The sequence below is a fragment of the Psychrobacter immobilis genome (assembly GCF_904846175.1).
In the GTDB taxonomy this organism is placed as follows: Bacteria; Pseudomonadota; Gammaproteobacteria; order Pseudomonadales; family Moraxellaceae; genus Psychrobacter; species Psychrobacter immobilis_E.
Map to the genome: position 1 here is coordinate 457,797 of NZ_CAJGZM010000002.1, position 17,672 is coordinate 475,468.

Annotated in this window: 17 protein-coding genes; 4 read left to right on the top strand and 13 right to left on the bottom strand. The window is 43.4% G+C overall.

Annotation, left to right across the window (positions count from 1 at the left end; genetic code table 11):
• Positions 1-61 precede the first annotated feature (61 nt).
• Entirely contained in the window at positions 62-892 is an 831-nt protein-coding gene (locus tag JMW39_RS04445; RefSeq protein WP_149489343.1) for an ion transporter, read from the top strand.
• Positions 893-944: 52 nt separating this feature from the next.
• Here JMW39_RS04445 and JMW39_RS04450 read toward each other — a convergent pair whose 3' ends face one another.
• Both JMW39_RS04450 and aroQ read right to left on the bottom strand, forming a co-directional pair.
• Complete coding sequence (locus JMW39_RS04450; RefSeq protein WP_201544210.1) at positions 945-2,246, bottom strand: ABC1 kinase family protein; 1,302 nt, start codon at positions 2,244-2,246, stop codon at positions 945-947.
• Positions 2,247-2,439: 193 nt separating this feature from the next.
• Positions 2,440-2,985, bottom strand: coding sequence for a type II 3-dehydroquinate dehydratase (gene aroQ / locus JMW39_RS04455; protein WP_201544211.1), 546 nt, complete (start codon positions 2,983-2,985; stop codon positions 2,440-2,442).
• A 515-nt stretch (positions 2,986-3,500) separates the two neighbouring features.
• Here aroQ and JMW39_RS04460 point away from each other — a divergent pair.
• Positions 3,501-3,716, top strand: a complete 216-nt coding sequence (locus JMW39_RS04460; protein ID WP_011513806.1) for a cold-shock protein — start codon at positions 3,501-3,503, stop codon at positions 3,714-3,716.
• Between the two features lie 295 nt (positions 3,717-4,011).
• Positions 4,012-5,202, top strand: coding sequence for a DEAD/DEAH box helicase (locus tag JMW39_RS04465; RefSeq protein WP_413786213.1), 1,191 nt, complete (start codon positions 4,012-4,014; stop codon positions 5,200-5,202).
• Between the two features lie 126 nt (positions 5,203-5,328).
• Here JMW39_RS04465 and JMW39_RS04470 read toward each other — a convergent pair whose 3' ends face one another.
• The 8 genes from JMW39_RS04470 to ilvA all read right to left on the bottom strand — a co-directional run bounded on the left by JMW39_RS04470 (position 5,329) and on the right by ilvA (position 12,350).
• Complete coding sequence (locus tag JMW39_RS04470; protein ID WP_201544212.1) at positions 5,329-6,153, bottom strand: sulfite exporter TauE/SafE family protein; 825 nt, start codon at positions 6,151-6,153, stop codon at positions 5,329-5,331.
• A 164-nt stretch (positions 6,154-6,317) separates the two neighbouring features.
• Positions 6,318-6,548, bottom strand: a complete 231-nt coding sequence (gene ccoS, locus JMW39_RS04475) for a cbb3-type cytochrome oxidase assembly protein CcoS (RefSeq protein WP_201544213.1) — start codon at positions 6,546-6,548, stop codon at positions 6,318-6,320.
• Positions 6,549-6,706: 158 nt separating this feature from the next.
• The gene (locus tag JMW39_RS04480; protein ID WP_201544214.1) at positions 6,707-7,480 is read right to left on the bottom strand and encodes a YdcF family protein; all 774 of its coding nucleotides are present in this window, start codon (positions 7,478-7,480) and stop codon (positions 6,707-6,709) included.
• On the bottom strand, positions 7,470-8,618 hold the full coding sequence (gene murB / locus JMW39_RS04485; RefSeq protein ID WP_201544221.1) for a UDP-N-acetylmuramate dehydrogenase: 1,149 nt from the start codon (positions 8,616-8,618) through the stop codon (positions 7,470-7,472). The genes JMW39_RS04480 and murB overlap by 11 nt, the downstream gene beginning before the upstream one ends.
• Before the next feature lie 148 nt (positions 8,619-8,766).
• On the bottom strand, positions 8,767-9,264 hold the full coding sequence (locus JMW39_RS04490) for a low molecular weight protein-tyrosine-phosphatase (RefSeq protein ID WP_201544223.1): 498 nt from the start codon (positions 9,262-9,264) through the stop codon (positions 8,767-8,769).
• 213 nt (positions 9,265-9,477) lie between these two features.
• Positions 9,478-9,918 (bottom strand): RNA-binding S4 domain-containing protein, encoded by a 441-nt coding sequence (locus JMW39_RS04495; RefSeq protein WP_201544225.1) that lies wholly within the window; start codon positions 9,916-9,918, stop codon positions 9,478-9,480.
• Positions 9,919-10,243: 325 nt separating this feature from the next.
• Complete coding sequence (locus tag JMW39_RS13385; protein WP_201544227.1) at positions 10,244-10,588, bottom strand: excalibur calcium-binding domain-containing protein; 345 nt, start codon at positions 10,586-10,588, stop codon at positions 10,244-10,246.
• Between the two features lie 208 nt (positions 10,589-10,796).
• Positions 10,797-12,350: a threonine ammonia-lyase, biosynthetic gene (ilvA, locus tag JMW39_RS04505; protein WP_201544229.1), complete on the bottom strand. Its 1,554-nt coding sequence runs from the start codon at positions 12,348-12,350 to the stop codon at positions 10,797-10,799.
• Positions 12,351-12,725: 375 nt separating this feature from the next.
• Here ilvA and rpiA point away from each other — a divergent pair, with 375 nt between their 5' ends.
• Positions 12,726-13,385 carry a ribose-5-phosphate isomerase RpiA gene (gene rpiA, locus JMW39_RS04510; RefSeq protein ID WP_201544231.1) on the top strand — a complete coding sequence of 220 codons (660 nt, stop codon included), beginning with the start codon at positions 12,726-12,728 and terminating at the stop codon, positions 13,383-13,385.
• Between the two features lie 158 nt (positions 13,386-13,543).
• Here rpiA and argF read toward each other — a convergent pair whose 3' ends face one another.
• From argF to dnaB, 3 genes are all read right to left on the bottom strand, one after another.
• Positions 13,544-14,467, bottom strand: coding sequence for an ornithine carbamoyltransferase (gene argF, locus JMW39_RS04515; RefSeq protein ID WP_183618390.1), 924 nt, complete (start codon positions 14,465-14,467; stop codon positions 13,544-13,546).
• A gap of 205 nt (positions 14,468-14,672) precedes the next feature.
• Positions 14,673-15,797, bottom strand: a complete 1,125-nt coding sequence (alr, locus tag JMW39_RS04520; RefSeq protein WP_201544233.1) for an alanine racemase — start codon at positions 15,795-15,797, stop codon at positions 14,673-14,675.
• A gap of 181 nt (positions 15,798-15,978) precedes the next feature.
• Positions 15,979-17,382: a replicative DNA helicase gene (gene dnaB, locus JMW39_RS04525; protein WP_201544235.1), complete on the bottom strand. Its 1,404-nt coding sequence runs from the start codon at positions 17,380-17,382 to the stop codon at positions 15,979-15,981.
• Between the last annotated feature and the right edge of the window lie 290 nt (positions 17,383-17,672).

A 17,672-nucleotide genomic window follows, 5' to 3' on the forward strand; every position in this document is an offset into this window, starting at 1 on the left:
CCATGCCAGCCTAAAACGTTCGGTTTTATATAACCATTGATTTTGTGACTTTATTGACTCTATGAAGCAACCAACCGCCGAAGCCATTACTCATTTGCGTAACCGCATTCATATCATTATCGAAGGCACGGATACCCGTTTGGGTAAGCTGTTTGATATTGTATTGTTGATTGCAATCTTGGCCAGTGTCGCTGTGGTGATGCTCGATAGTGTGCTGTACATGCGTTTGCAATATGGCACGCTATTTCGTTATGCAGAATGGTTTTTTACCATTTTGTTTACCATCGAATATAGTCTAAGGCTATTTTCAGCGCCCAATCGCTTTCGTTATGTTTTTAGCTTTTTTGGCGTCGTGGATTTATTGTCGGTATTGCCAAGCTATTTAAGCTTAATATTTGGTGGCGTCCAGTATCTGCTGGTGATTCGCATACTGCGTATCTTGCGTATATTCCGCGTGCTCAAGCTCAATACTTATATGCAGCAAGCGGGTTTTCTTGCCTCAGCGCTTAAAACCAGTCAGCAAAAAATCACGGTATTTTTCTTATCTTTAGTCTTGCTTGTGACTATTTTTGGCGCGGTAGTCTATGTGGTGGAAGGGCCGGAAAATGGCTTTACCAGTATTCCCATCTCTATTTATTGGGCGGTGGTAACGGTCACCACCACTGGCTATGGCGATATGTCACCAAAAACGCCAATCGGGCAAGCGATTGCATCTATGGTGATGATTACCGGTTATGCGATTATTGCCGTGCCAACGGGTATTTTTACGGCTGAGCTGGCGCGTAATATGCGTCCACAGCTGAATCCTATTGCCTGCCCAAACTGTGGAAAATTTGGCCACGCCGTAGGAGCGGATTTCTGTGATCGCTGCGGTCATGCGCTGCATGTTTAGTGTTTATTAACGCTATTTATATGGCTTTTTAAAATTATTAGGCTCGTAAGTTTTAATAGTCTATATATTGAGCAACCAATGGTGATAAATCTATCACTACGCCCAGATTGACCAAATTCCAATACTGACCCGAAATTGTACGGTCAAGCATCATCGTCGTCGCTGAGGGCTGAAATTGTCCAAAATACTTCAAGGATGAACGCATTTGGGCGATGGCTTCGTGATGGGTTTGGCTGCTACCAAAATCAAATGCTCCATCTTGATAGGGTTTGATTGATAAAGGTTTAAGACCAATCTCTAGCCACTTCTCATAAAACTCACCCGGCACATTCTTATCGTCATCACGGCGAATATCGAGGGCAATTAAATCTTGCTCAAGCGCGGTCACATCACCTTTTAAGGCATGTTTAGCAAAACGTCTAAATAATTGTACTTCACTATCGCTATAGCTGCGAATACCGCCAAAATCATAAGCGACGACGCTACCATCGGTGCGAAAAGCAAAGTTGCCAGGGTGGGGGTCACAGTGCATGCGATATAAACCAAATAGTTGCCCTGCACTAAAATGGAACAGGCGCTCAGCGATTTTTTGCTTAATGGCATTATCCCAAGTCGCTGCGACTGTTAAGGTTTCACCCATCTCTTCGGTCAAGGTCAAAATCCGTCTGGATGAATGGCTACCAATTACTTTAGGAATGATAAGACCATCGTCGTCCGCATGAAACGCACCAAATACTTGTAGATTGTGCGCCTCCTTAATATAGTCGAGCTCATCATGCAAGCTTTGGCGAATCTCATTAAATAACTGCTCTTGTAATTGCTTACTCATATTGAGCACGCCAGCTATTTTTAGCGCCATGCGTACTTGCTTTAGGTCGCTATCGCAGTTCTCATCAACATCAGGATATTGCACCTTTACCACCACTCTTTGCCCAGATGGCAAAACCGCTCTATGCACTTGCCCGATTGACGCGGCGGCAAATGGCGTTTCTTCAAACTCAGTGAATAACTCAGCAACCGGCGCTTTTAACTCACGCTCAACTTGTGCGCGTATCTGTGCATAAGGCATCGGCGGCGCATCTTTTTGCAATTTTTCTAAAGCTGTCGCAACTTCAGGCGGAAATACGTCCTTATATTGTGAGGCAATTTGCCCAACTTTCATCACCGCGCCCTTCATCTCACCAAGCGTTTCGGCTATTTGAATACCGACGTCTTGCATCAGCTCTGAGCGCGCTTGTAAACGTTTTTCTTCATCACTTGAGAGATGCTTTAATGAGTTTTTTGCAGCTTTGCCGGCAATACTGGCAGTCATGCCAGCGAGTTTCATAAAGCGTTTTCCGGACGATTTTGCCATTCATGTCACCATATAGTGGGTTTATTTACTAAGCCCTAATGTTATTATTTTAAGCAAACGAATGCTGTTTGACTACTGTGCCAAAAAATATCCCAAAAGCAACATAATTGCTACTTCGATTGCATTTGCAGTATGACGGTTTTTTATTGGCTAATAAATAGAATTTCTATCATAAGTATCAAGTGATAAATTGTTAGCTGTCTACTGCTAAATGATAAGTATGAGTCAGCCAATAATCTAATGCCATTTGATAGCCCAAATGCCCTAAGCCGCAAATAACGCCCACGGCAATATCGCTGAAATAAGAATGCTGCCGGAACGACTCACGGGCGTGTACATTGGATAAATGCACTTCTATAAAAGGTTTTTGTGTCGCCGATAGTGCATCACGTATTGCAACCGAAGTATGAGTAAAGGCAGCAGGATTGATAATAATCGCATCTACTTGCGCTGCTGCCTCGGCTAACAGGCCATAATGTTGAATCTCATCGACAAGTTCGCCTTCATGGTTCGACTGGATGCAAATCAGCTCAATGCCGTATTTAGCTGCACGCGCGACTAAGTTTGTTTCAATATCAGCAAGGGTCGTATGACCGTAAATCTCAGGCTCACGTTTACCGAGTAAATTTAAATTAACGCCATTAATAAGTAATAACTTATGCGTTTTAGCCTTTGAATTTAAAACAGCTTGTTGTTGAGATGGTTTGTCAGCTACTGCTGACTGAGAAGTGGGGGTCATAATGGGCTCTATCGTTATTAGGTGAGATTGGTTTTTATAATTATAGTAAAGCGTTAGTTGATGCATCGAATAAGATAAAATTAATATATATACGTTCTCAATATATAAAATGAATCAAATATAAGACTGTTTATCCCTTTATGATAACAGCTTGTCAGCAATGTTATAAAAAATAACATGAAAAGTTATCCGAAGGACTAAAAATCGTGTTAAAAGGCTTTATGTTGCTAAAAACCCGTGCTATGATATTTTTTACGCAACATATATTACCTATTTGTTGCGGATGCTAATTGGGCTATCTATTAAATTGATTAAAATTATTTTAGTATTTGCTTATATTGGCCATAGTAAATTTACTGTACGCTGAATCATAAAGAGAGTCATAAGAGTCTTTATGTTCGGATGATGGTATGTGGAGTAGTACTCTTACATTTTGATTTCATAATCTTAAACCCCGTTTATATGCAATCTCGCAAAGGAATTTGGGGTTAAGTGACTTTTTAGGAAGTAATATTATGTCAGCTCGTGAGCAAGGTATCGTTAAGTGGTTTAATGACTCAAAAGGCTTTGGTTTCATTCAACGTGATAGCGGCGAAGATATTTTTGTCCATTTCCGCGCGATCCAAGGCGATGGTTATCGCTCTCTAAAAGATGGCGAAAAGGTTGAGTTCAGTGTGGTAGAAGGTGATAAAGGCCTGCAAGCTGAAGAAGTCAGAAAAGTAGAAGAGTAATTGCTACAGTCATTAGCGCCGTTCAGCTATAATGTCTGTACAAACTACTGATATACTACTGAGTCAAGCCCGTCTTGTTTTACCTATGTTGAGTTGAACGCAGCATATTTGGTAAGTTTAGGCGTTGGGCTTGGCTTTTTTATGTTTATGAGTTTTATAATTTGTCTGATCAGATATTACGGACTGGGCTTTTTTAAGAAATAGCTTCTAATCACAATACTTCCTAATCATAATAAATAGTCGTATTATAAAACCAACGCTTATTATGAGCCTCTATTTAGGCTTTTATTTATTAATGATAGACAAGCGATTCACACACAAGGATATTTTTTTGAGTACTTTTAAGACGTTTACGGATTTGCCGTTATCAAGCCCCACCTTACGTGCCGTAGGTGACTTAGGTTTTACTGAATTGACGCCCATTCAAGCACAGATATTACCGCATACATTGGCAAATCAAGACGCCATTGGGCAGGCGCAAACGGGTACTGGCAAGACGGCAACGTTTTTAGTGACCATTATGGAGGCGTTACTCAAACGTCCTTTTACCGCTGATGAAGAACATTATTTAGGTGAGCCACGCGCCGTCGTTATGGCACCAACGCGTGAGCTTGCCCAGCAAATATTTGATGATTGCCTTGCTCTGACCAAATATACTTCGCTGCATAGCGTTTGTATAATGGGTGGTACCAATTATGAGACCCAGCAGCATGAGCTTGAGCGCCAATATGTGGATATTTTAATTGCCACTCCAGGACGTTTGATTGACTTAATGCACAAAGGCATGGTCTATCTGGATCGCGTTGAAGTATTGGTATTAGATGAAGCGGATCGTATGCTTGATATGGGTTTTATCCCAGATATCAAGCGTTTGGTCGGTCGCATGCCGCCGAATACTGATCGTCAAAGTTTACTTTTTTCTGCCACCTTTAACCAAGATGTGATGAATTTGGCTTATCGCTGGCTGCATGAGCCAGAGTTTGTAGAGATTGAACCTGAGCATAAAACCAGTGAATTGGTCGATCAGCATTTTTACTTATTGACCGAAGATCAAAAGCTCGCAGCGGTCGAGCGTATCATTACTGATAGCACAGTAGAGAAGGTGATTATTTTTGCCAACCGTAAAGACCAAGTTAAACGCTTGTATCATAAGCTGCGTCAGGGACATAAAATCGTCATGTTATCAGGTGATGTGATTCAGCAAAAGCGTGAAAAATATCTGCAACGCTTTAAAGATGGTCATGCTTCTGTGTTGGTCGCAACCGATGTAGCAGGACGCGGCATTCATGTTGATGATGTCAGCCATGTGATTAATTATACCTTGCCGGATCAGCCAGATGATTACGTACACCGTATTGGTCGTACAGGACGCGCCGGACAAACCGGTATCAGTATTAGCTTTGTCAGTGAAGATGATGCCTTTAATATACCAGCATTAGAGAAGCATTTAGATACCAAGTTTAGCCTTGAGCAGTGGCAGCCTTAATAAATTTTTTTTAATTAAGTTTTAAAGCATTTAAACAGCAAAAAGCCCTTAATGAATGATTAAGGGCTTTTTTATACGTCTGTTTTTAGATGCCATCAGTTTGAAGTCATATTAAACAGCAATTAGTTAGTGATGAGGTTCCATGTTTTCTGAGTCATCATTCATATTGTGCATACTATGGTCCATCTGGCTCATATCGTGGTTGGTGGTATTATCTGTGTCATTCATCATCATGGTATGCTCCATGTTCATGCTATGACCACCGCCATGATCGCCATGCATACTGGACATGGCGATAGGCACGAAAACAACGGCTAAACCAGATAATACCATCACAGCACCATTGAGCTGTCTTAAACGAAAACGTCCGATTTTATCCCGTAACCAGCCGACGGTTTCGTGAGTCGCGACCAGCATTGGTACGGTTCCTAAGCCAAAGACAAACATCAAAGCAGCACCACTGAGTGGGTTGTGCGCGACCACAGCGATTAACAGAGCGCCATAGACTAAGCCGCAAGGTAAGAATCCCCATAGAAGACCAGCAGATAAAGCGCGCGGAAAGGTATTGAGTGGGAATACTTTTTGACGAATAGGGCTTAGGTACTGCCAAAAGCGCATGCCGAAACGTTCGAGCTTGTTTAAAAATGGTGCACCAAGCATGGTTACGCCGACAAATACCAATACCAAACCAAGTAAAATACGCGGTGTGCTATTGCCTTGCATCAATGGCTGTAATACGGCTGTGCCTATCAATCCTGCGACCAAACCCAAAAACGCATAGCTGGTCAAGCGACCGAAATGATAGGTCGCTACCAACGCACGGCGCTTGGCAGGGCTGACATCTTTCATTGATAGACCAAAGGCAGTCACTAAGCCGCCACACATGCCTAAGCAATGCGGTGAACCAAAAAAACCCATTAGCAATGCCGCAACAAGTAGAGCTGTGGTCATGGGGAGTCTCTCCTAAAAATAGTAAAACGTGAACCTACTGTCATCATTTTATAAGACGAAAAAGTGATGAGGCAGTCACGTATAAATGAGATGGGGAAGGTTATATTTTTGAATGTTATTTATATCTAGTGGTTTGACCGATACGATATCTGCGCGATCACGATTCAATCATCAGTTTTGTCAGACGACTGCGTATCATTAGCTTGCGGTATATTGTCATCAGGCTTATGAGCTTGAATGGTTTGGCGCCGCTCTTGACGATCATCTAAGATAATACGCTGCGATGCATTATCTAAGTCCTCAAACTGGTCTGATTTGACCGCATAGCGTATTGCCCAGATGGCGACCACGAACAGCATTAAACTTAAAGGAATTAATAAAAATATACTGAGCATGGCAAACCTCTTCAATAGCAGTTTCTTATATTATACACTTATTGCAAGTGTTATAAATGTTCTATAAAGATCAAAAGTGAGACATTGGATAATGCGGCAATAATACCAATCTAATGAACTAATCTAATAATACTAGGGCAGTAAATGCCAGCTAAGCGTTATTCAGTAGGTGTTTTGGTAGCATTACCTCTCGGCGTTAAGAGTTGCTGCGAGGTCACATCATTTGCTTGGCGACAGTTTGCTTGCGGACGAATGACATCGCGCAAGTAGGCGGCAACTTCATAGACCGCCCGCCGTGAATGACTTAAGTTTTGCGCGGGTTCCATCCAGTCACGCCGCACCGGTAAAGGGGCATTAATCGCCGTGCTATTGATGCCGTTTAGGGCAAACTGTCTGCGCGCGCGCGCCATATGATAGCTATCGGTGATAAGGTAAACATGATATAGAGGAATGCGCTTGGCAGTAAAACGGGCGTTTTCACAGGTATTCATACTGGCGTTTTCGCTGATAAGCCCGTCAATCCCATGGTCAATAAGCCACTGACCAAGCCAAGGCGCTTCGGCACCACTGAGTACGATAGGTAGCGGTAAGTCGTGATAGGCGGTTGCCGCTGTACGGGCGCGATTAAGGCTATAGCTATTGAGAATAATTTGATTATTATTGTCATTGGTCAGACCGCCGCCCAACACCACATAAGCAGTCGGCGGAGAACTCATGGCGGCAGGCGGCATCTTTGGTAAGGGTAAGTGCGCTAATACATAAACAACCGCTTGCGAAAATAGCGGAGTAAATAAACTGATAAGAACAAGAATAACCGCCGTTGAACCAAGCAAAAAAGTGGCGTTAATAATACGAAACAGCTTTATCATACGCTCAGCTGAACGTAAGTAAGAGCGCCATAAGCGCTTCGACCATGAGCGTTTAGACCACATGCTCGTGGTATCCAATAGAGCCGTCAGCATTTACCCAAACCGGCTCGCGCGCCAATTCAATGCCATATTTCTCATAGACACTATCAGCAATATGGCATTGGGCTTTTGCCACATCTCCTTGGGTCGCTTGATAAGGGCTGTGATTGGTCAACACTAAGGCTTGCTGTTGATGGGTCATAATCGGAGCGAGACCGCTACCTTTTAGCCCAGATTGCTCAATCAACCAACCAGCGGCAACCTTAACCATGGCATCAGGCATTGGATAGCCAACGATGGTAGGATGAGCTGCTTGTAGCGCTATAAATTGCGTTCGAGGAATGATAGGATTTTGAAAAAAGCTGCCGCAATTAGGGAGCTGCTTAGGGTCAGGTAGCTTTTGCTGGCGAATATCTATAATCGCTTGCATGACATCTGCAGGTACAGGCTGGCTGCGCCCTTGCTGCTCTGCATAGCGCTGCGCGACCATCTGCACATCACCATAGCTGGCAAGGATTCTGCTGGCATCGGTATGCAAACGAAAACCTACGCGAGTAATCAGCCAAGTATTGGGCGCACGCTTAAAAAGGCTGTCGCGGTAGCCAAACTCACAGTCTGCTGCTGTTAGCTGATGCCAAGTTTGAGTTGGCAGATGATAAGCACGCACGTACTCTAAGCAATCTTCTAATTGCACACCGTAAGCGCCAATATTTTGTACAGGAGCCGCTCCAGTCAGACCCGGTATCAATGCCAGATTTTCAAGTCCATACCAACCTTGAGCCACCGCATGCACGACCAATTCGTGCCAGTTTTCACCAGCCATCACTTCGATATCGATATAACTGTCCGTTTGCGCCGTCACAGTCATACCGCGCATCTGTGAACGTAAGACAATAGCGTTTAGCCGTGTTGGCAATAGAACATTGCTACCGCCAGAAAGCACAAATAACGGCTTATCATGCGCTGTATCTTCTACGTAATTTGCCATAAAGGCATCAAGCTGCGCCTCATCGGTCAGCGTCACGACCACATCCGCCACACATGCCAATGCCATGGTATTGCTATGCGACAAATCGACTGAATTAGCCTGTGGTAAATTTACTGCAAGATTGGTCGATGTCATAGGTCGAGCGCTGGAATCATGGCGTAAAGCTGAGGTCATAACATAGCCTATAGGGCAAATAAAAAAATCATGCGGGGTTTATTATAAAGGATGGGCGGTATAAAAGTAGCAGAAATATGGCGCTTTATTGCTAAGCACTATTAAGCGTTACTAATTACTACTAAACCTTAAATGCCGTTAAGCATCACTAAGCGGTTTTCCAACTTTCAATCCAAGCTTGGGCACTTGACTCAATACGTTCAATGACTTCTTCGAAAGCATCAGCATCACCTTGATAAGGGTCTGGGATATCGTCGCCGCCGTAGGTTGGATCTTCTTCACTAAACAGCGCCAGTTTGGCAAGCTTGCCATCTGTATCGCTGATGCCGTCTTTGATAACTTGTAGGTCGGCTAAGTTTTGCGCATCCATCGCCAATATTAAATCAAACTTACGAAAGTCATCAGTGCTTACTTGGCGTGCGACCAGCTTATTGATATTGTAACCATGGGCTTTGGCGTGGCGCTGTGCCCGCTCATCTGGCGCATGACCAATATGCCAGTCCCCCGTACCAGCCGAATCTACTTTCATCGCCAGCCCTGCAATGGCTGTTTGCTGACGGAAAATCTCTTCGGCGGTCGGTGAACGGCAAATATTTCCCAAACAAACCAATAGAACGGATGAGGGAGTAGACGCTTTGATTGGCATATAATGACCTTCTATCACAACAAAAAAACATGCTATCAAGACCAACATAAATAATGCGGTTTATTAGCATGTTATCGAGTAAATTAATTGGCTATCAGCGTAACGGTTAATACGTTGAATGGCAAGGGTAGAGGTAAGACAATAGGGTCACATTAGACTATTAATAATAGTAAGCTGCCGACCTCAGTATCTATATAAATGTTAAGAATCGCTTTAGTCTTGATTGTGTTTGAAGCGCTGTAAATCACGACGCTCTTTCTTATTGGGTTTATTATCAGGGCGGGCAAGATTGGCAAGTTCGCGCTGTTCAGCGTAATAAGCGCGGCGCTCTTCGCTATCCTCAGTTTCAGAATATAATGCTTGGGCGGCAATCGCATTACCACGTTGTGCGCTTAGCGCTTCAACCAAGACTGTTTTCTCAGTCATGGCAGTAGCTGATCCTTGGCGAATACTGAGCTCATCTCCAACGGCAATCTCCTTGCTGGTTTTGACGCGGCTCCCTGCATAATGGACACGTCCGCTTTCGATGGCTTCTTTGGCAAGGGTGCGGGTGCGATAAAAGCGAGCTGCCCATAACCATTTATCAAGACGCATCCGCACCGCATCTGGTTGGCTATGGCTCGGCTGATTGTGGTTTTTATTATGTTTACTCATCAAAACCTCATAAATATCAATAAACTAAGATAATAATGGTGTTTTTTTTGTCAATTAAAAGAGTGGTGAGCGATTAAAGTATTTCAAAGCAGTTTTTTACCGTGAATAAGTAAAACAAATTAGCCATTGTTCTGATTGGCGATTTTGGCAGCCATTGCTACAGCATCGTTTGTTTTTAACTTTTTTAAACCCTTTATTACTCCTTCGATATTTTCTACCATTTTATTTTGGCTTAATTTAAATTATGCTTGTACGGAATCGATAGATAATCTAAAGCCGATAATACCGCGACACATGAAGTTCCCAGTTTATATTTGATATAAAATTACTTACACCACTGTTTTTCACAAGGAATGCCATCATGGTTACCATCCATTTTTGTATTGGGACAGTGCTGTATAAAGTAAGTCGCTTCTGCGCATGAAGTCATCTGAGAACAATGTTGCCTGCCATCACAGGCAAAGCTTGGTGTTGACGCTGATTGCGTTATTAATACTGGCTGTGACGTTACAGCTGGATTTACTACCGAGCTGGATGTTGAAGTTGTATCTAAATCGACGTACGTTTGCGGTATGTCATCCAGTTCAGTCGAGGTAAAAGCAGCGGCAGATGAAATATCAGCCGCAACATCAGTGCTAGTGTTGCTAGTTGTGGTTTTAGGTTGCAGCATCTTATAACCTACTAGTACTAAAACCAGCAATAACATAAACATCAGTATCTTTTGAATCACGGCTCACTACCTGTTAATAACTACTGAGGTTAATAGTCGCTGCAAATGAATAAATGCTATAAGTGAACAATCATTATTAATTTATCAGAGAAAGTTTTCTAATTGCTAAAAACCCGCCCTGATAAATGAAAGATTACTGCTAATTTGCTCACTTTAAAAATAACTGATAGCCGATGTTGTCATTAATCATAGTGCAGTCGTAGCCGATATCAAGAAGCGCATCTTGTAGTTGGCGAGAGTTGCCTTCAGAAGCTTGCAAGCCCACTAAGACACGGCCTTCAGCGGCACCATGATTGCGATAGTGGAACAAGGTGATATTAAAGTCATCGCCCAATTTTTCTAAAAAGGTCAATAATGCGCCCGGACGTTCAGGGAACACCACTTTTAATAATTGCTCATTTTCGACATGCGCATGACCACCAATCAAATGACGGATATGGGATTTGGCAATATCATCATCGGTTAAGTCGTGTGCTTCATAGCCATCAGCCGCCAATTGATTGCTAATCGTTTGACGCTCTTTATCGCCTTCTTTTAGGGCGATGCCGACGAAGATTGCTGCGGGTTCCATCGAATCTGGTGATTTTTTGCTATCAGCACGGTAGTTAAACTCGGTGATATTACGGCCATGTAAGCTGCGGCAGAAATTTAAGAAAGCGCCGGTTTGTTCAGGAATGGTCACGCCAAATATAGCTTCTTTTTTCTCACCAATCTCAGTACGCTCGGCGATATAACGCAAGCGGTCAAAGTTCATATTGGCACCGCAGATGATACCGACGCAGTTTTTACCTTGTAGGTTATGGGCTTCGATATATTTTTTCATGCCTGCAACAGACAACGCACCAGCAGGTTCAACGATACTGCGGTTTTCTTCAAAGATATCTTTCACCGCCGCGCAGACTTCATCGTTGGTACAGGTGATCACTTCAGGCTCGACGACAGGCCCTGATTTATCACTTTTTTGCATACGAACAATATCAAAAGGGAGTTCGCCAATTTGGGCAACTGCGACACCATCGACGAACAGTCCTACTTGCTCAAGTTTTACGCGTTCGCCAGCCTCTAGCGCCGCTTTTAAGCAGGCTGATTGATCTGCTTCTACAGCGATGACTTTGACGTGCGGCGCCACTTCACCCAAGAATGCTGCCACACCAGAAATCAAACCGCCACCACCTACGGCAACGAATACATAATCCATGTTGCGCCATTGCTGGGTTAGTTCCAGACCAATAGTACCTTGTCCTGCAATGACCAACTTATCATCATAAGGTGGAATAAAGGTTAAGCCCTCAGTCTCAGCGCGATTAATGGCATAACGATTGGCTTCATCAAAGCTGTCGCCATACAAGTCGACATTGCCGCCCAGTTCTCGTACAGCATCTACTTTGATATCAGGGGTGGTGGTTGGCATCACGATGATGTTATTTAGAGCAAGCTTACGCGCTGAATAAGCAACGCCTTGGGCATGGTTGCCCGCTGAGGCACAAATGACGCCGCGCGCTTTTTGCTCGTCGCTCAATTGGCTAATACGGTTATAAGCACCGCGTAATTTAAAAGATTTAACCGGTTGCAGGTCTTCGCGCTTAAATCGAATATCATTAGCAAAACGTTGGGTCAGCTTTGGTGCAGCTTCAAGTGGTGTTTGAATGGCGACGTCATAGACGGTGGCTTGCAAGATGGCTCGTACCCAATGTGACAGCATAATGATTCCTAAACAGAGTGAAAATAAATAAAAGAGGTGCAAATAGTTATAAAGTTTGTGTTTGATAAATAATTTGATAAATAAATAGCTATAAGCCAGTATAGATCAGCACAAAAACGAAATAGATTAGCCTATGCTGATTTTCACTATCTTGCAAGACACAATTGCAAATTTTGTAGAGAGTTTTTTAGATGTTAAAGGCCAAATCATGAATACATACAATTAAGTATTAGCAACGAGTCTAGGCAATGCATATTTAGAATAGGTTTTACGCTAACATCCCATAAAGCCATCAGTTATAATAAGCGCGCATTTTACCTCTTTTATCATTTTACCTCTTTTAAAGTAATACGTTTATTTTTCCAAGGATTTATAATGAGTGATCAGCAAGCACAAAAGCAAGCCGCAGCCAAAGCTGCCCTGCGCTATATCGAAGATGGCATGATACTTGGAGTAGGGACGGGCAGTACGGTTAACTGTTTGATTGAGTTATTGCCGACGTTAAGGCTTGCTGGCGCGGTTGCCAGCTCACAGGTCACCGAAGATAAGCTACGCGCCTTGGGTATCGAAATCATAGATTTAAACTTTGCCGGTCAGCTTGATGTCTATATTGATGGCGCTGATGAAGTAAATGAGCATTTGCAATTGATTAAAGGTGGTGGCGGCGCGCTCACACGTGAAAAAATTGTCGCTGCAGCCTCTAATAAGTTTGTCTGCATGGTTGATGAAAGCAAAAGCGTGGAGTGGTTAGGGCGTGAATTTCCAGTGCCGATAGAGGTGTTACCACAAGCGCGCTCGTATGTGGCTAGGCAATTAGCCCGTTTGGGCGCTGAGCCAGTGTATCGTGAAGATTTTGTCACTGATTATGGCAATGTGATTTTAGATACCTATGACTTAGATGTCAGTAACCCGCTAGCGCTAGAGCAGCAATTAAATAATATCGTTGGGGTGGTCTGTAATGGTATCTTTGCCGCCAATCAAGCGGATGTGTTATTAAAAGCGGGCAGTAATGGGGTGACGACTTTAATGCGTTAATTTATAAATGTATTAAGCTTGCGCTAAATAAAGCCGTAAATAATAAAAAGGCAGAGCATTATCAATATGCCCTGCATTTTTTTGTGCCTTCTGTTTTTATAGCTGCTGACTTATCAATTTTATCAATATTTCACGTCATGCTTTTTAGCAGCCTATTTTTAGGCAGGCAGCTTGATTTTGTCTTTTAATAAAAACTCCATCAAAGCTTTTTGCGCATGTAAGCGGTTTTCGGCTTCATGCCACACTACAGAGCGTGGGTCATCGAGCATATCATGAGATATTTCCTCGCCGCGATGGGCAGGCAAGCAATGCATAAATACCACTTCGGGGTCGGCTTTATCGAGCAGCGACGGCGTGACTTGATAAGAAGCAAAACGGCGCGCACGAGTATTTTGTTCAGACTCTTGTCCCATGCTTGCCCACACATCAGTGACAATTAAGTTTGAATCTTTCGCGGCTTCTTGGACGTTTTCAACGATACTGACGCAATGTGAAAAGCGCTTCATCAGCTCAGGGTCAGGCTCAAACCCATATGGAGCTGCTACACGTAGCTCAAAACCAAACTGATTGGCCGCTTGCATGTAGGAGGCGCACATATTATTGCCATCACCGACCCAAGTGACGATTTTATTTTCGATACTACCGCGATGCTCATAATACGTCTGCATATCAGCAAGCAGTTGGCATGGATGGAATTCGTCAGTGAGCGCGTTGATAATCGGAACGCTTGAGTATTCGGCAAAGGTCTCAACTTTTTCGTGCCCAAAGGTACGAATCATGATGATATCAACCATGCTTGATATGACGCGAGCGGAATCTTCTAGCGGCTCACCACGCCCAAGCTGAGTATCATTTGGCGATAAAAATATAGCATTACCGCCAAACTGACCCATGCCAGTCTCGAAGGAGATACGCGTACGGGTGGATGATTTCTCAAATATCATACCAAGCGTTCGACCAACAAAAGGCTGATATATCTCGCCGGCGTGTTGCATCTTACGCAGTTCGCTCGCACGTTTGATTAGGTTTTCTAGTTCTTGTTTGGTTAAATCAGATAGGGTCAAAAAATGGCGCAAACTCATAGTAATCCTAGCAGTCGATCGCAGTCGATGAAAAATGATACGTTGTCATTTTTTAATAGCATCGCGTCAGTGCGTATACTGGTGTGACAACAAACTTTTAGTATAGCGCAATTGCGCTTAATGTAAATGTCCAATTTGCCGTGATTCAGCCGTGATTCAGTGCTGCATTCGTCTCTTAAACCATAATGATATTAATCTATATCAACTATGACTTTGCTATTGCCCGATTTGGGCGAGCGCTTAGGCGGCATAGCAACTCATAGCTAATGGTCTCAGCATGGACGGCGACTTCATCGACGTGCGGCGCATCACCCCAAAGTATCACCTGACTATTTAAAGCCACGCTTTCTGGTACTGAAGTGAGATCAATGACAATCATATCCATGGCTACTCGTCCGACTACTGCGCATGGATAGCTCTGATGGTTTATGGCATCAATAACAGAGACATAGGCATCAGCACTCACCACCCGTGGATAGCCATCGCCATAACCAATACTGACCAAAGCCGTTTTGGTATCTTGCATCGCAGTCCAGCGGCTGCCATAACCAATGCCATCACCGGCACTGACCGTTTGTAAGGCGATAATTTGTGCGCTAAATTCCATCGCTGGCTGTAAGTCTAAATCATGCGCACTTTTGTCAATGACAGGCGTACTACCGTAAAGCATGATGCCCGGCCGTACCCAATCGTGATGATGCTCTGGAAAATTGACGATACCCGCTGAGTTGCACAATGAGCCTTTTATATCGCTACTGATAGTTTCTCTTAAAGTCTGCAGCATGTCGTTAAAACGCTGTATTTGAATAGCGTTTAGAGGATGAGTGCGGTCATCGGCATTGGCAAAGTGGGTGGTCAAAATTAGCTGATAACCGGCTTCATGCAAACATTTGGCTGCTGGAATAAGGGTTTGATCATTAAACCCTAAGCGGTTCATGCCAGTATTGTATTTAAGCCAAACCACGCTAGTAGCGCTGGTAATAGGTGGGGTGTTTTCTAATGCCCACGTTAACTGCGGCTCATGATGAATCACGCAGCTAATATCATGCTCAATCGCCAACTGCCACTCATCTTTAGTAAATGCACCTTCAATTAGACCGATGGTTTTATTCCAGCCTAATTGACGAGCTTCTAAGGCTTCCATCAAGGTCGCAACGCCTATACCGTCTGCCTGTGGTTCGGCTTGTTGTAATGCTGGCAGAACAGCGGCCACGCCATGACCATAGGCATTGGCTTTAACCATAGCAAGGACTTTAGACGTTGGTGCCCGTTTTTTAACTTCAGCCAAATTATGGGTGATGGCGGCTGGTTTAATTGTGATAGTGCGCATAATGGCCTTCTTTATTAGCAAGCTTATATTATTGTCAAAATTGGTTTATTAGCAAAGTTATTTTATGAGTAAAGTGATAAAGCCAGCGCGTCATCAATTGGGATGATGATACACTGGCTATTTTTATGGATATTCGCTAATTAAGGGTATCGTTCGTTCTGTTTATTGTTTATTAAGCTTATTACTCATCATTTTCAAAGCTGACGTTTTGATAGTATTCTGGCGTCAGGTTGATAAAGCGGGTAAATTGCCCTTCAAAGCCCAAGCGTATGGTGCCGATAGGGCCATTACGCTGTTTGCCAATGATGATTTCAGCCACGCCTTTGTGGTCTGAGTTTTCATTATAAACCTCATCGCGATAAATAAACATGATCAAATCGGCATCCTGCTCAATCGCACCCGATTCACGCAAATCCGACATAATAGGACGCTTATTAGGACGGTTCTCCAGACTGCGATTAAGCTGTGACAACGCAATGACAGGGCATTCAAGCTCACGGGCCAAGGCTTTCAAGCTACGAGAGATCTCAGAGATTTCTCCCACGCGGTTACCATCTAAACCTGGCACTTTCATTAATTGTAGATAATCGACGATGATAGCGCCAAGCTTGCCATCATGGTTTTTGGCGATACGGCGGCAGCGCGAACGCAGCTCAGAGGGCGGCAGAGCAGTACTGTCATCAATATATAAATGCTTAGATTGCAAATGCTGAATGGCATTCATCATTTTTGCCCATTCATCTTCATTCATTTGCCCAGAACGCAGGTGCGTCTGATTAATCGCGCCCCATGAAGACAGCAAACGCATGACGATAGACTCTGCTGGCATCTCCATCGAAAACACCACCACGGGTAAGTCCTCATTAAATAAAATACCTTCTGCTAAATTCATGGCAAAGGTGGTTTTACCCATAGAAGGACGGGCAGCCACAATAACTAAATCGCCTGCTTGTAAACCTTGCGTCTTATTATTTAGCTCGACGAATGGGGTTTGCAAACCTATCATGCCGTCGGGATTGGATTTTAGCTCTTGAATTTTATCAATGACATTGGTCAATACCGAAGTAATACCAACGGGACCACGCTGTTCTGCGCGTTTATTATGTTGCTCATTAATACTAAATATTTTTGCTTCGACATTATCTAGAATATCGCTGACCGTTTGGTCTTTGGGATTATAGGCAAGAGTCAGCATGTCATTGCCAGTGGTAATTAGCTGACGCAAAGTCGAAAGTTCGCGTACGCGTTGGGCATAAGCGGTGAGGTTAAACAAGGTGGCAGGACTTTGGCTTAAAATATCGGCCAAATAGCTGTCACCACCTGCTCCTTTGAGCAGTTTTTGTGCTTCCAACCAGTCATGCACCATGACCGTGTCATAAGGCTCATTGACCGCTGCCAAATGCGCAATAGCGTCAAAAATATACTGATGTCGCCCCGCATAAAAATCGTCTTTGGTGACGATATCTGCAATCTTATCGTACGCCTCTTCGATACTCATCAAAGACGCCAACAAGGCCTTTTCAATATCGATATTGTGCGGCGGTGTCTGATTGAGTAAGTCGTCGGTTTTTTCGTTGTCTGCCATGGGTGCCTAATGTGTCAAAATTCGGTATAAATGGATATTTGGTGTAAGTATTTATTTTAAGAGTGATACCGCCAATCAAGCGCGACCTATCTCTAAGAGAGAAGTACCAAAACGTGGTCTCAGCGCTTGCTGGTAAATGCTACAATGAAAAGCGAAAGTTTAACACATTATGCCGTTTTTTCGGCTGCTATAAGTAACTATCTATAAAAATGCCATCTTCTATAACATAAAATGTATGATATTTCAGAGCATCTTAACCACTCCTCTTTATAATAAAAAATAAAATAAAA

What these genes read in the sequence shown, in the direction of transcription:
- JMW39_RS04480 (WP_201544214.1), bottom strand. Translation starts at nt 7,480, where the DNA reads ATGTGGTCTAAACGCTCATGGTCGAAGCGCTTATGGCGCTCTTACTTA.
- rpiA (WP_201544231.1), top strand. Translation starts at nt 12,726, where the DNA reads ATGAGTGATCAGCAAGCACAAAAGCAAGCCGCAGCCAAAGCTGCCCTG.
- JMW39_RS04450 (WP_201544210.1), bottom strand. Translation starts at nt 2,246, where the DNA reads ATGGCAAAATCGTCCGGAAAACGCTTTATGAAACTCGCTGGCATGACT.
- JMW39_RS13385 (WP_201544227.1), bottom strand. Translation starts at nt 10,588, where the DNA reads ATGCTGCAACCTAAAACCACAACTAGCAACACTAGCACTGATGTTGCG.
- JMW39_RS04495 (WP_201544225.1), bottom strand. Translation starts at nt 9,918, where the DNA reads ATGAGTAAACATAATAAAAACCACAATCAGCCGAGCCATAGCCAACCA.
- alr (WP_201544233.1), bottom strand. Translation starts at nt 15,797, where the DNA reads ATGCGCACTATCACAATTAAACCAGCCGCCATCACCCATAATTTGGCT.
- aroQ (WP_201544211.1), bottom strand. Translation starts at nt 2,985, where the DNA reads ATGACCCCCACTTCTCAGTCAGCAGTAGCTGACAAACCATCTCAACAA.
- JMW39_RS04490 (WP_201544223.1), bottom strand. Translation starts at nt 9,264, where the DNA reads ATGCCAATCAAAGCGTCTACTCCCTCATCCGTTCTATTGGTTTGTTTG.
- JMW39_RS04465 (WP_413786213.1), top strand. Translation starts at nt 4,012, where the DNA reads ATGATAGACAAGCGATTCACACACAAGGATATTTTTTTGAGTACTTTT.
- ccoS (WP_201544213.1), bottom strand. Translation starts at nt 6,548, where the DNA reads ATGCTCAGTATATTTTTATTAATTCCTTTAAGTTTAATGCTGTTCGTG.
- dnaB (WP_201544235.1), bottom strand. Translation starts at nt 17,382, where the DNA reads ATGGCAGACAACGAAAAAACCGACGACTTACTCAATCAGACACCGCCG.
- JMW39_RS04470 (WP_201544212.1), bottom strand. Translation starts at nt 6,153, where the DNA reads ATGACCACAGCTCTACTTGTTGCGGCATTGCTAATGGGTTTTTTTGGT.
- JMW39_RS04445 (WP_149489343.1), top strand. Translation starts at nt 62, where the DNA reads ATGAAGCAACCAACCGCCGAAGCCATTACTCATTTGCGTAACCGCATT.
- ilvA (WP_201544229.1), bottom strand. Translation starts at nt 12,350, where the DNA reads ATGCTGTCACATTGGGTACGAGCCATCTTGCAAGCCACCGTCTATGAC.
- JMW39_RS04460 (WP_011513806.1), top strand. Translation starts at nt 3,501, where the DNA reads ATGTCAGCTCGTGAGCAAGGTATCGTTAAGTGGTTTAATGACTCAAAA.
- murB (WP_201544221.1), bottom strand. Translation starts at nt 8,618, where the DNA reads ATGACCTCAGCTTTACGCCATGATTCCAGCGCTCGACCTATGACATCG.
- argF (WP_183618390.1), bottom strand. Translation starts at nt 14,467, where the DNA reads ATGAGTTTGCGCCATTTTTTGACCCTATCTGATTTAACCAAACAAGAA.